11 protein-coding genes are annotated in these 12,230 nt (G+C 71.7%); 8 read left to right on the top strand and 3 right to left on the bottom strand.

The window, feature by feature from the left end; translation table 11 throughout:
• Positions 1-73: 73 nt before the first annotated feature.
• Entirely contained in the window at positions 74-1,021 is a 948-nt protein-coding gene (locus M8C13_RS29265) for an aminoglycoside phosphotransferase family protein (RefSeq protein WP_252483949.1), read from the top strand.
• 158 nt (positions 1,022-1,179) lie between these two features.
• Here the strand turns inward: M8C13_RS29265 and M8C13_RS29260 are convergent, their stop codons facing one another.
• Both M8C13_RS29260 and M8C13_RS29255 read right to left on the bottom strand, forming a co-directional pair.
• Positions 1,180-2,358 (bottom strand): zinc-dependent alcohol dehydrogenase, encoded by a 1,179-nt coding sequence (locus tag M8C13_RS29260; protein WP_252483948.1) that lies wholly within the window; start codon positions 2,356-2,358, stop codon positions 1,180-1,182.
• 66 nt (positions 2,359-2,424) lie between these two features.
• Complete coding sequence (locus M8C13_RS29255; RefSeq protein WP_252483947.1) at positions 2,425-2,838, bottom strand: hypothetical protein; 414 nt, start codon at positions 2,836-2,838, stop codon at positions 2,425-2,427.
• A 45-nt stretch (positions 2,839-2,883) separates the two neighbouring features.
• Between M8C13_RS29255 and M8C13_RS44750 the strand changes: the two genes are divergently transcribed.
• The 3 genes from M8C13_RS44750 (at position 2,884) to M8C13_RS29245 (ending at position 4,906) form a co-directional block, all read left to right on the top strand.
• Entirely contained in the window at positions 2,884-3,009 is a 126-nt protein-coding gene (locus M8C13_RS44750) for a hypothetical protein (RefSeq protein WP_256509881.1), read from the top strand.
• A gap of 93 nt (positions 3,010-3,102) precedes the next feature.
• Positions 3,103-3,681, top strand: a complete 579-nt coding sequence (locus tag M8C13_RS29250; protein ID WP_252483946.1) for a response regulator transcription factor — start codon at positions 3,103-3,105, stop codon at positions 3,679-3,681.
• The gene (locus M8C13_RS29245) at positions 3,671-4,906 is read left to right on the top strand and encodes a histidine kinase dimerization/phospho-acceptor domain-containing protein (RefSeq protein WP_252483945.1); all 1,236 of its coding nucleotides are present in this window, start codon (positions 3,671-3,673) and stop codon (positions 4,904-4,906) included. The genes M8C13_RS29250 and M8C13_RS29245 overlap by 11 nt, the downstream gene beginning before the upstream one ends.
• Here M8C13_RS29245 and M8C13_RS29240 read toward each other — a convergent pair.
• The gene (locus tag M8C13_RS29240; protein WP_252483944.1) at positions 4,903-5,346 is read right to left on the bottom strand and encodes a DUF6228 family protein; all 444 of its coding nucleotides are present in this window, start codon (positions 5,344-5,346) and stop codon (positions 4,903-4,905) included. The genes M8C13_RS29245 and M8C13_RS29240 overlap by 4 nt on opposite strands.
• A 102-nt stretch (positions 5,347-5,448) precedes the next feature.
• Between M8C13_RS29240 and M8C13_RS29235 the strand changes: the two genes are divergently transcribed.
• The 4 genes from M8C13_RS29235 to M8C13_RS29220 all read left to right on the top strand — a co-directional run bounded on the left by M8C13_RS29235 (position 5,449) and on the right by M8C13_RS29220 (position 12,224).
• Positions 5,449-5,796: a YciI family protein gene (locus M8C13_RS29235; RefSeq protein WP_252483943.1), complete on the top strand. Its 348-nt coding sequence runs from the start codon at positions 5,449-5,451 to the stop codon at positions 5,794-5,796.
• 438 nt (positions 5,797-6,234) lie between these two features.
• On the top strand, positions 6,235-7,590 hold the full coding sequence (locus M8C13_RS29230; RefSeq protein WP_252483942.1) for an MFS transporter: 1,356 nt from the start codon (positions 6,235-6,237) through the stop codon (positions 7,588-7,590).
• Positions 7,591-7,650: 60 nt separating this feature from the next.
• Positions 7,651-9,702, top strand: a complete 2,052-nt coding sequence (locus M8C13_RS29225; protein WP_252483941.1) for a type IIA DNA topoisomerase subunit B — start codon at positions 7,651-7,653, stop codon at positions 9,700-9,702.
• Between the two features lie 32 nt (positions 9,703-9,734).
• Positions 9,735-12,224, top strand: a complete 2,490-nt coding sequence (locus tag M8C13_RS29220; protein ID WP_252483940.1) for a DNA topoisomerase (ATP-hydrolyzing) subunit A — start codon at positions 9,735-9,737, stop codon at positions 12,222-12,224.
• Positions 12,225-12,230 lie beyond the last annotated feature (6 nt).

Genomic DNA, 12,230 nt, shown 5'->3' with positions numbered 1-12,230 from the left:
TCGCTGCTGCGCCGCGAGCACGGGCCGGAATGGCGGAAAGAAACCTGTTTGGCGGTACCGGCACCATGGAGGCATGAGCCAGCCAGCCCCCGCCGCCACCGGTCGCCGCCGAGCCTGGTCCGAGGTGGCCGCCCCGCTGCGGGCCGCGGTCGAGCAGTTCCTCGGCGCGCCGGTGGCCGAGGCGGCCAGCCAGACCGGCGGGTTCTCCCCTGGAGTGGCGGCGCGGCTGCGGCTGGCCGACGGGCGGCGGGTGTTCGTGAAGGCAGTGGACTGGCACACCAACAAACTCGCCGCGCCGATGCACCGGGCCGAGGCGATCGTCTCCAGTGGACTGTCCACAGTGGCCCCGGTGCCGGAGCTGCTGGCCAGTTTCGACCAGGACGGCTGGACCCTGCTGCTGTTCGCCGACGTCGACGGCAGACAGCCCTCGGTGCCCTGGCTGGCCGGGGAGCTGGACCGGGTGCTGGCCGCGGTGGCCGAGTTGGCCGACGCGCTCACCCCCTGCCCGCTGGAAGTGCCGACCGCGCAGGAGAAGTTCGCGCGCAACTTCACCGGCTGGCGCAGGCTGGCCGCCGAACCCGACGACCGCCTGGACCCGTGGTCGCGGCGGAACCTGGACCGGCTGGCCGAGCTGGAGTCGCGCTGGCCCGGGGCGGCGGCCGGGAACACGTTGCTGCACGGGGACCTGCGCGCGGACAACCTGCTGCTGACCGAGGACCGGGTGGTGGTGGTCGACTGGCCGCACGCCTGCCGGGGCGCGGCCTGGATCGACCTGCTCGCGCTGTTGCCCAGCGTGCGCATGCAGGGTGGTCCGGAGCTGGACCCGGTGTTCCTGGCTCATCCCGTTGCGGCGACGGCGGATCCGGACGCGGTGAACGCGGTGCTGGCCGGGCTCGCCGGGTACTTCGTCCGCGGTGCGCTGCAACCGGACCCGCCGGGTCTGCCGACCCTGCGCGCGTTTCAAGGCGCGCAGGGCGTCACAGCCGTCGAGTGGCTGCGCGGCAGACTGGGCTGGGGTTAGGCCGTGTCGCCAGAGCCCCGCCCGCGGTAGCCGCGCCGGTTTGGCCGCTGGCGGCACGGCCGGAACGCCCGAATACGTCCGGTATGAGGGCGTCCCGGCCGCACCGCCAGCGGCCAAGCCGATCACGACTCCCGCAGACGGGGCTCTGGCGACACGGCCTAAGGCGTCAGCAGGATCTTGATCGCGCCGTCCTGCTTCTTCTGGAACATCTCGTACGCGCGCGGCGCGTCGGCCAGCGGGACGCGGTGGGTGGCGAAGGACTCGGTGCCCAGCGGATCGTCGTCGCCCAGCAGCGGCAGGATGTCCTTGACCCAGCGGTGCACGTTGGCCTGGCCCATGCGCAGCTGGATCTGCTTGTCGAACAGGGTGAGCATCGGCAGCGGGTCGGCCATGCCGCCGTAGACGCCGGAGACCGAGATGGTGCCGCCGCGCCGCACCAGCTCGATGGCCAGGTGCAGCGCGTGCAACCGGTCCACGCCCGCGGTGCGCATCAGCTTGGCGGCCAGCGCGTCCGGCAGCAGACCGGTGAGCTGCTGGGCGACCTTGCCGACCGGGGAACCGTGCGCCTCCATGCCGACCGCGTCGATCACCGCGTCCGGGCCGCGGCCGTCGGTGCGGTCGCGGATCTGCTCCAGCAGGTCGGCCGAGCGCACGTCGATGGCCTCGATCCCGTTGCGGCTGGCCCGTTCCAGCCGTTCCGGCACCAGGTCCAGGCCGAAGACCTTTTCCGCTCCACGGTGTTTGGCGATCCGGGTGGCCATGTCGCCGATCGGCCCGAGCCCGAGCACCGCGACGCTGCCGCCCGGCGGGATCGCCGCGTACTCCACCGCCTGCCACGCGGTGGGCAGCACGTCGGAGAGGTAGACGAACCGGTCGTCCGACGGGCCCTGCGGCACCTTGATCGGCAGCTGGTTGCCGAAGGGCACCCGCAGGTACTCCGCCTGGCCGCCGGGCACCTGGCCGTAGAGCTTGGTGTAGCCGAACAGCGCCGCGCCCGAGCCCTGCTCGCGGACCTGGGTGGTCTCGCACTGGGAGTGCAGGCCCTGCCCGCACATGAAGCAGGTGCCGCAGGAGACGTTGAACGGCACCACCACCCGGTCACCGGGCTGGACCGCGGTCACCTGCGGGCCGACCTCCTGCACGACGCCCATCGGCTCGTGTCCGAGCACGTCACCGGGGTCCAGGAACGGGCCCATCACCTCGTACAGGTGCAGGTCCGAGCCGCAGATCCCGGATGAGGTGATCCGCACGATCACGTCGTCGGGCTCGGTGAGCGCCGGGTCGGCCACGGTGTCCACGCGGATGTCGCGCTTTCCGTGCCAGGTCACAGCTTTCATGCTCGCCTCCGCGGATTCGCTGTAGCACCTGGCGTTCCCGGTGCTCGCGCGGGCAAACCCATCCGGTCAGGTGGTACTCCGGGTAGGCGCCAGCAGCGCCACCAGGCCCAGCGCGACCGCGCCCCAGGTGGCGGCCATGATCAGCACCTGGTCGGTGAGCGCCGGGAACGGGTGCAGGTGCAGGGTGTGGAACAGCGCGTGCGGCAGGTTGAACGCCAGGATCGCCACTCCCGCCCAGCGCGCGGCGACCGGGCTGCCCAGGTGCAGCGCGCCGAGGGCGGTGATGGCCAGTGCCAGGTTGAGGCCGCCGAAGTCGTGCAGCAGGTGCAGGTTGAACGGGCCGTCGGCGGACACCCAGCCAGTGCGGAAACCGGGGAATTCGGTGTAGAAGGCGGTCGGCCACAGCAGGGCCCACAGGCCGACGACGGCGTTGGCGAGCGCGGACAGGGCCAGGGCGAGGCGGGTGAGAATCGGTCGCATGACCACAGGACGAGGCAGCCCCCCGGACTGTGACAGACTGCCGCCATGCCGGCCAGGATGACCGCGGCCGGGGTGCGGTTCCCGGAGGAGCCGCGGCACGAGGCCTACGGCGCGGTCGCGGTGTTCGAGGACCTGTACGGCAACAAGTTCGACCTGATCCAGCCCGCCTGAGCCAGCGGGTTCGGCGTCAGGAATAGTCCTGAGTGGACGGAAGTCGCCGTCGTCCGGAATGTCAGGAACCTGTCAGGATCCGTTCGTGATCCCGTGGTCTCACCCGCGAGTGGCGACCGGCACTCGGTCGTGGTGGTCGGCGACGGGCGCGCCGCGCTGGCCGAGGTCCGGCGGCAACAGCCTGACCTGCTGGTGCTCGACGTGATGCTGCCCGAGCTGGACGGCCTGGACGTGTGCCGGATCCTGCGCGCGGACGACTACATGACCAAGCCGTTCAGCCCGCGCGAGCTGATGGCCAGGGTGCGCACCCTGTTGCGCCGCGGCCGGACCGGCAGGCCGGAAGCCGAACCGGTGCTGAAGGTCGGCGCGGTCGAACTCGACCCCCGGCGGCACGAGGTGCGCCGCGACGGCGAGCTCATCGAATGCACGCCGGGGGAGTTCCGGCTGCTGGAAGCCCTTGCCGCGCAACCGGAACGCGTCTTCACCAGGGAACAGCTCTTGGAACGCCTGCACGGGTTCGACCGCTACATCACCAGCCGCACCATCGACGTGCACGTGATGAACCTGCGCCGCAAGCTCGAACCCGACCCGCGCAAACCCGTCTGGCTGGTCACCGTCTATGGCGTGGGCTACAAGCTCTCCGACGACACCGAGCGCAGCGGTGCGCACTAGCCTGCTTGCGCGGCTGCTGGCCGCCTCCGTGCTGATCGCGGTGTGCGCGGTCGGCGCCACCGCCTGGCTGGCCGCCCGGGCCGCGCTGCCCTGCGTGCGGCAGCGCGCCGGCTCGGGCGAGCTGGTCACCAAACCCAACGGGCGCACCATCATCGACACGGTCAGCCCGCCGACGGTGAACGGCTGCTCCCAGCTCGACCTCGGCAAGCCCGGCCCCATCGAGCTGGCTGCGCTGAACCAGCTCACCGGCCTGTTCAACGACTGCCTCGGCCGGCGCGGCATCGGCCCGCTCGCCCTGCGCCTGGACCTCAGCTGGTACGCCACCCGCCCGGCCGTGGCCGCCCCCGAGGAGGTCCTCGACGGCTGTCTCGCCGCCGCCCGCAAGGAACAGCTGGACCCGTTCGTCGCCCCGCCCGCGCTGCTCTACCTCACCACCCCCAGCGGCGCCCCGGCCACCGCGCTCGACCTGTCCCCGGCCGACCAGGCCCGGATCGCCTGGGTGGCCGCGCTGGTGCTGCTGTTCACCGTCGCGGTCACCGTGCTCGCCGGGCTGCGCCTGGTCCGCCCGCTGCGCGCGCTCACCGGCGCGGCCCAGCGGATGAAGGAGGGCGACGCCGCCGCGCGGGTGCGGGTCACCGGCCGGGACGAGATCGCCAGGCTGGCCGCGGCCTTCAACGAGATGGCGGAGAGCCGGGCGCGGGTGGAGGAGCTGCGCAAGGCCATGGTTGGCGACATCGCGCACGAGCTGCGCACCCCGCTGTCCAACATCCGCGGCTGGCTTGAGGCCGCCGAGGACGGCGTGACCCAGCCCGACGCGGCGCTGATCTCCTTCCTGCTGGCCGAGTCCCGGCAGCTGCAGCGCATCATCGACGACTTGCAGGACCTGGCCATGGCCGATGCCGGGAAGCTGCGCGTGCACCCCGAACAGCTGCGGGTGGCCGACCTGCTGGGCGCACTGGTCGCCGCGCACCACGCCGCCGCCGAGGCCGCCGGTGTCCAACTGGGCTCGGCGATGATGCACGCGCTCCGGCGCACCGTCGGCGACCAGGCCTTCTTCAGACTGCTCATGCGCTGGGTCCGCGAGCACAACGGCGACACCGCGAGCTGGCCCGAGTTCGAGGCGCTGGCCCAGCAGGTCAGCGGCAAGGACCTGCGCGGCTTCTTCGACGCCTGGGCGCGCGGCACGGTGATCCCGGCCGAGCAGTACCTGTACCCGAAGAGCTAATTTTCGCCCCGGTGGTCCCCCTGGCTGAGGAAGGCGAGCAGGTCGGCCACGAACCGGTCCCGGGAGCCGCCCTCCAGCCAGAGGGTCACCGACGCGGTCCACTCGCCCTGCTCGGACTTCCGCCACGGCGACAACGACCAGGTCAGCCGCATATATCCGCGCCCGTCATATAGCGCGCACACGGATATATCGCGGTCCGTGCTGGTCCAGGACAGCTCGCCGTCCCAGCCGCGCAGGTCGAGCCGCTCCACGAACTGGGCCACGGCCATTCCGTCCACGTAGTGCGTGACGCTCCCGGCCCGCGCCCGCAGGCCGGGAGCCTCGACGGTGACGGCGAAGGTGAGCACGCTGTCCTGGGGGTCCGGCCGGAGCTCGCGGTCGGCGAAGGTGATCGACACGCGCGGGTCCCGGGCGCAGCGCAGGGTGAGGTCGTCGGACACGGCCGTAACGTAGAGGAACATCTCGTCGCCGGGCCGGTCGATTTCCGGGCGGGCCGTTCGTCGTGGGGGCGTAGTCGAGGTTCGCGAGAAGGGACAACACCCATGCAGTACCTGCTGTTGATCTGCCAGGACGAGACCCGCGCCGACAGCGGCCCCAGCGAAGGTTGCGGCACCTGGGGCGAGGACCTGGCCGAACGGGGCATCGTCACCGGCGGCGCGATCCTGCACCCGAGCACCGACGCCACCACCGTCCGCCTGGGCGGCCAGGGCGAGGTGCTGCTCTCCGACGGCCCGTTCGCCGAGACCAAGGAGCAGATCGCCGGCTTCGCGCTGATCGAGTGCGCGGACCTGGACGAGGCGGTGAAGATCGCCAGCACGCACCCGGGGGCGGTCGCGGGCGGGTCGGTGGAGATCCGGCCGGTGCTCGCGGGCGGGATGGACAAGGGCTGACGCGGTTCGGGAGGGGTGGGGAGGGCGTGCGCCGGATCGGCTGAGTGCCGGGCGGGGCGGGCGGGCGCCGGGCCAGCCGAGCACGCGCGCCGACCCGCCGCCCCACTGCCGCTGCCAGCCCGCCGCCGCACCATTGCCGCCCCGCTCAACCGCCCCGCCGCCTCCCCCGACGTGCCGTGCCGCCCCGACCGCCGCGCCGCCCCGACCGCCGCGCCGCCCCGACCGCCGCGCCGGGCCGGGCAGGCATGCGCCAGGCCAGCCGAGCGCCGGTCGGGACGAGCGGGGCGGGCCAGCCGAGCGCCGGGCGGGCCGCACCTGCGCCGGTCCAGCTGAGCAGCCGCCCAGCCGCGCGTGCCCGAACCGGCCAACCGGTCGCCGGTTCGGGCAGCTCCCGCCGACCGGCTCCACCCCCGCCGCCCTCGGACGTAGGGTGGCCGGGTGACCACACTGCGCGAGACCCCCACCCGCACCGGGGTGCTCACCACGGTCCTCGCGTTCACCGCGCTGGTCACCCTGCTCACCCACACCATGCTCATCCCGGTCCTGCCCGGCCTGCCGGAGCGCCTCGGCGCCTCCCCGGCGGCCACCAGCTGGCTGGTCACCATCACCGTGGTGGTCGGCGCGGTGGCCAACCCGGTGCTGGGCAGGCTGGCCGACCTGTTCGGCCGCAAACGTGTGCTGCTGCTGGCGGTATGCGCTTTCCTGCTCGGCTCCGTGCTGTGCGCGCTGACCGCCGACCTCACCCTGCTGATCGTCGGCAGGGCGGTCCAGGGACTGTCCACAGTGGCCATTCCGCTGGGTATCAGCCTGCTCGCCGCGCTGGTCCCGCCGGAGCGCAGGGCCGGGGGTATCGCGCTGATCAGCGCCATGCTCGGCATCGGCGGGGCGGTCGCGCTGCCGCTGGCCGGGCTGATCGCGGACGTGTGGGGCTTCCACGGACTGTTCTGGTTCTGCGCCGCCGCCGGAGCGCCCGCGCTGCTCGCGGTGTGGCGGCTGGTCCCTTCGGTGGAGCCCGGCGCCGAGCGCGCCCCGGTGGACCTGGTCGGCGCGACCCTGCTCATCGGCGGGCTCACCGCGCTGCTGCTGCCGCTGAGCCGGGGCGCGGAGTGGGGCTGGGACTCCCCGCTGGTGCTGGGGCTGCTCGGCACCGCCGCGCTGGCGCTGGCCGTCTTCGGCGTGGTCGAGCTGCGCAGGCGCGCGCCGCTGGTCGACCTCCGGCTGGCCGTGCGCGCCCAGGTGCTGGTGACCAACCTGTCCGCGTTCCTCACCGGGTTCGCGCTGTTCGTCAACTTCCTCGGCACCGTCACCGTGCTGCAGACCCGCTACGAGCTCTCCGTGGTCGCCTCCGGCCTCTACATGCTGCCCGGCGGCCTGCTGATGGCCGCGCTGTCGCCGGTGGCCGCCCGGCTCATCTCCGGCCGCGGCGCCCGGTTCACCCTGCTCCTGGGCTCGGCGGGGGTGGTGCTGGGCTTCGCCGCGCGCCTGGTCCTGGACAGCTCGCTGTGGCACGTCGTGCTGGCCACCACGATCATCTCCGGCGGCGCGGGCCTGGCCTACTCGGCGATGCCCGCGCTGATCCTGGACGCCACCCCGCCCGAACACGCCGCCGCGGCCAACGGTCTCAACTCCCTCGCCCGCACCCTGGGCAGCTCGGTGGCCAGCGCCGTCTTCGGCGCACTGGCGGCCTTCGGTGGCCTAACTCTCTTCTTCACCCTCGGCACAATCACAGCCTTGCTGGCTACGCTGGTCGTCGCCGTGCCGGTCGCCACCAGGACTGTCAGAGCCCCCGGCTAGGCTCAAGTACGGTGTCATGCTGGCGAATCACCTTGTGCCACGATCCGGGAGAACGACCCTGTGACTGCTGAGACCCTTTATGGGGCCGACGACCTGACCCACCTGGAGGGTCTGGAGGCCGTGCGCAAACGGCCCGGCATGTACATCGGGTCCACCGACAGCCGGGGTGTCAACCACCTGTTCACCGAGGTCGTCGACAACTCCACCGACGAGGGCATCGCCGGTCACGCCACCAAGGTCGTGGTCACCCTGCACGCCGACGGCAGCGTCCAGGTCGACGACAACGGCCGCGGCATCCCCACCGGGGTGCACGCCAAGTCCGGCCTCTCCGGTGTCGAGCTGGTGCTCACCCGGTTGCACGCGGGCGGCAAGTTCGGCGGCTCCGGCTACAAGACCTCCGGCGGCCTGCACGGGGTCGGCGCCTCCGCGGTCAACGCGTTGTCCCACCGCTTCGACGTCACCGTCAAGCGCGAGGGCAAGGTGCACCAGATGTCCTTCGCGCACGGTGTGCCGGGGGAGTTCGACGGACCCGGGCCCAAGGCCAAGTTCACCCGCCGCTCCGGGCTCAACGTCACCGGCAAGATGAAGCGCAACGAGTCCACCGGCACCTCCATTCGCTACTGGCACGACGCCCGCTACTTCGAGAACGGCGCCGCGCTGGACCGCGAGGCGGTGCGCACCAAGCTGCGCAACACCGCCTTCCTGGTGCCCGGAGTGACCTACATCCTCCGCGACGTCACCGAGGGCGGCACCGCCGAGGAGACCTTCCACTACCCGCACGGCCTCACCGACATGGTCGAGTTCCTCACGCCGGCGGGTGACAAGCCGGTCTCCGGGATCATCTACGCCAACGGCGAGGGCACCTACACCGAGAACGCCGCCGACGAGAACGGCGTCATGCGGTCCAAAGTGGAGCGTGTCGCCCAGGTCGAGGTCGCGCTGCGCTGGGGCACCGGCTACGAGCGCACCGTGGAGTGCTTCACCAACACCATCCGCAACGTGCACGGCGGCACGCACCGCCGCGGCTTCGACCGCGCCGCGCTGAAAGCCTTGCAGGAAGCCATTTCCAAGACCCGCGGGCTGCTCAAGCCCAAGGAGGACCTGCCCCAGCTCGACGACGTGCTCGAAGGCATGACCGCGGTCATCCACGTGCGCATCCCCGAGCCGCAGTTCACCTCCCAGACCAAGGACGAGCTCTCCACCGCCGGCATCACCAAGGTCATCCAGAACGTGGTGGAACGGCACATCAAGGCCTGGACCGAGGACAAGCGCAGCAAGGTCGAGGCCAAGACCGTGCTGCAGAAGGTGGTCGACGCCGCCCGCGTCCGGCTGACCCAGAAGCACCAGAAGGACGCCGCCCGCCGCAAGACCGCCCTGGAAGGCGCGGCCATGCCGCCCAAGCTGGTGGACTGCCGCAGCACCGGCGTGGCCCGCAGCGAGCTGTTCCTGGTCGAGGGCGACAGCGCGCTGGGCTCGGCCCGGATGGCGCGGGTCTCGGAGTACCAGGCGCTGCTCCCGCTGCGCGGCAAGATCCTCAACGTGCAGAAGGCCAGCCTGGCCGACACCCTGCGCAACGCCGAGATCTCCTCCATCGTGCAAGTCCTCGGCGCGGGCAGCGGCCGCACCTTCGACCTGAGCACCATGCGCTACGGCCGGGTGATCCTGATGGCCGACGCCGACGTGGACGGCTCGCACATCCGCACCCTGTTGATCACCCTGTTCGCCAAGTACATGCGACCGGTGATCGAGGACGGCAGGCTCTACGCCGCCATGCCGCCGCTGCACAAGATCACCACCAAGGGCCGCAACAGCGAGACCATCTTCACCTTCACCCAGCGGGAGATGGAGAACACCGTCACCAAGCTGGAGAAGGCCGGCAAGCAGATCGTCACGCCGGTGCCCCGGTTCAAGGGCCTCGGCGAGATGGACGCCGACGAGCTGTGGGACACCACGATGAACCCGGCCACCCGCTCGGTCCGCCGCATCACCCTCGACGACGCCGAGGCCGCCGAAGCGGCCCTTGAGCTGCTGATGGGGGAGAAGGTCGAGCCCAGGCGCAACTGGCTGGTCGACTCGGCAGCGCGGGTCGACCGGGCCGCGATCGACGCCTGAGCGCACGTTTTCGTCAGAGGAGCCAGACAGCTATGGCACGCCGCAAGGGCAGCACGAGCAGCAAGGTCGACCCGGCCGCCTTCGACCGGGCAGGCGCCAAGGTCTTCGACAACTCGCTCAAGACCGAGATCGAGGACTCCTACCTCGAGTACGCCTACTCGGTCATCCACGCCCGCGCCCTGCCCGATGCCAGGGACGGCCTCAAGCCGGTGCACCGCCGCATCCTGTTCTCCATGAACGAGCAGGGCTACCGGCCCAGCCACGCCTACGTGAAGTCCTCCCGCGTGGTCGGCGACTGCATGGGCAAGTACCACCCGCACGGCGACACCGCCATCTACGACGCGATGGTGCGGATGGCCCAGGACTTCGCGCTCAACGCGCCGCTGGTCGACGGGCACGGCAACTTCGGCTCCCCCGACGACGGACCCGCCGCCTCGCGTTACACCGAGGCGCGGATGTCCCCGGAGGCGATGCTGCTGGTCGGCGAGCTCGGCGAGGACACCGTCGACTTCCGCCCCAACTACGACGGCTCCCTCGAAGAGCCCACGGTGCTGCCGGCGGCGTTCCCGAACCTGCTGGTCAACGGCACCTCGGGGATCGCGGTCGGCATGGCCACCAACATGATCCCGCACAACCTGGGCGAGGTGGTGGCCGCCGCGCGCCACCTGATCACCCATCCCGGCGCGAGCCTGGACAAGCTGATGGAGTTCGTGCCCGGCCCGGACCTGCCCACCGGCGGCATGCTGCTCGGCCTTGACGAGGTCCGCAAGGCCTATGAGACCGGCCGCGGCGTGGTCCGGATGCGCGCCAAGGTCGAGACCGGCCCGCTGGAGGGCAGCCGCGGCAGGCAGGCGATCACGGTCACCGAGCTGCCCTACGGCGTCGGCCCGGAGAAGATCATCGAGAAGATCACCGACGAGGTGAACAAGTCCAAGCGGCTCACCGGGATCGCCGACGTCAAGGACCTCACCGACCGGGAGAACGGCACCCGCCTGGTGATCGAGTGCAAGGTCGGGGTCAACCCGCAGGCGCTGCTGGCCGACCTGTACCGGCTCACCCCGCTGGAGCAGTCCTTCGGCATCAACAACCTCGTCCTGGTCGACGGCCAGCCGCAGACCCTGGGGCTCAAGCAGCTCCTGGAGGTCTTCCTGGCGCACCGGTACGAGGTGGTCACCCGGCGCACCTCCTTCCGCCGCCGCAAGCGGCAGGAACGGCTGCACCTGGTCGAGGGCCTGCTCAGGGCGCTGCTGGACATCGACAAGGTGATCAAGCTGATCCGCAACAGCGAGAACGCGCAGGCCGCCAAGGACGGCCTGATGAAGCAGTTCAAGCTCTCCGAGATCCAGGCCGCCTACATCCTGGACACGCCGCTGCGCCGGCTCACCAAGTTCGACAAGATCGAGCTGGAGGCCGAGCAGGAGAAGCTGGAAGCCGAGATCGCCGAGCTGTCCAAGATCCTCGACGACGAGTCGGTGCTGCGGAAGGTCGTCTCCACCGAGCTGGCCAAGGTGGCCAAGGACCTCGGCTTCGAGCGCCGCACCGCGCTCATCGACGGCGACCTCAAGGAGGTGCTGGCCGCCTCCAAGCCCGCCGGGCCGCTGGAGGTCGCCGACGACCCGTGCCAGGTGATCCTCTCCGCCACCGGCCTGGTCGCGCGCACCGCCGCGGAGTCCGAGGAGGCCTCCGAGGCGCGCAGGCGCAACGGCCGGACCAAGCACGACGCGGTCGCCGCCATGGTGCACTCCACCGCCCGCGGCCAGGTTCTGCTGGTCACCAGCCTGGGCCGGGCGTTCAAGACCGACGTGCTGCCGCTGCCGGTGCTGCCGGAGGCCTCCGGCACGGTGTCCCTCTCCGGCGGCATGGCCGCCAGCGAGCTGGTGCCGCTGGAGAAGGGCGAGAAGGTCATCGGCATCGCCCCGCTCGGCGAGCAGGCCGCCGGCTCGCCCGGCCTGGCCATCGGCACCCAGCAGGGCGTGGTCAAGGTGTGCTCGCCGGAATGGCCGGTCCGCTCCGATGAGTTCGAGGTCATCTCGCTCAAGGACGGCGACCAGGTCGTCGGCGTCACCTGGCTCACCGACGGCAGCGAGACCCTCGCCTTCGTCTCCAGCGACTCCTCCCTGCTGCGCTACCCGGCCAACTTGGTCCGGCCGCAGGGCCTCAAGGGCGGCGGCATGGCGGGCATCAACCTGGGCAAGGAGGCCAAGGCGGTCTTCTTCGGCGCGGTCCGCACCGACGACGACGAGCACGGCGAGCCGATGGTGGTCACCTCCACCGGGCAGAGCGTCAAGGTCACCCCGTTCGCGGAGTACCCGGCCAAGGGCCGCGCCACCGGCGGGGTCCGCTCGCACCGCTTCCTCAAGGGCGAGCACCAGCTGCTGATGGCCTGGATCGGCTCCCGCCCGGCGGGCGCGGGCCGCAACGGGTCGCCGGTGGAGCTGCCCGAGGCGGATCCGCGGCGGGACGGGTCCGGGCACGCGCACCCCGGCCCGGACGTCGTGGGACACCTGATCGAACGCGACTGAGGCCCG

The sequence above is a fragment of the Crossiella sp. SN42 genome (assembly GCF_023897065.1).
Classification (GTDB): Bacteria; Actinomycetota; Actinomycetes; order Mycobacteriales; family Pseudonocardiaceae; genus Crossiella.
Note: the sequence above shows the minus strand (reverse complement) of the source record. Positions and strands in the feature narration are given on the sequence as shown.

Coding starts and splice junctions, on each gene's coding strand:
- M8C13_RS29265 (WP_252483949.1), top strand. CDS start 74: ATGAGCCAGCCAGCCCCCGCCGCCACCGGTCGCCGCCGAGCCTGGTCC.
- M8C13_RS29260 (WP_252483948.1), bottom strand. CDS start 2,358: ATGAAAGCTGTGACCTGGCACGGAAAGCGCGACATCCGCGTGGACACC.
- M8C13_RS29255 (WP_252483947.1), bottom strand. CDS start 2,838: ATGCGACCGATTCTCACCCGCCTCGCCCTGGCCCTGTCCGCGCTCGCC.
- M8C13_RS44750 (WP_256509881.1), top strand. CDS start 2,884: ATGCCGGCCAGGATGACCGCGGCCGGGGTGCGGTTCCCGGAGGAGCCG.
- M8C13_RS29235 (WP_252483943.1), top strand. CDS start 5,449: ATGCAGTACCTGCTGTTGATCTGCCAGGACGAGACCCGCGCCGACAGC.
- M8C13_RS29220 (WP_252483940.1), top strand. CDS start 9,735: ATGGCACGCCGCAAGGGCAGCACGAGCAGCAAGGTCGACCCGGCCGCC.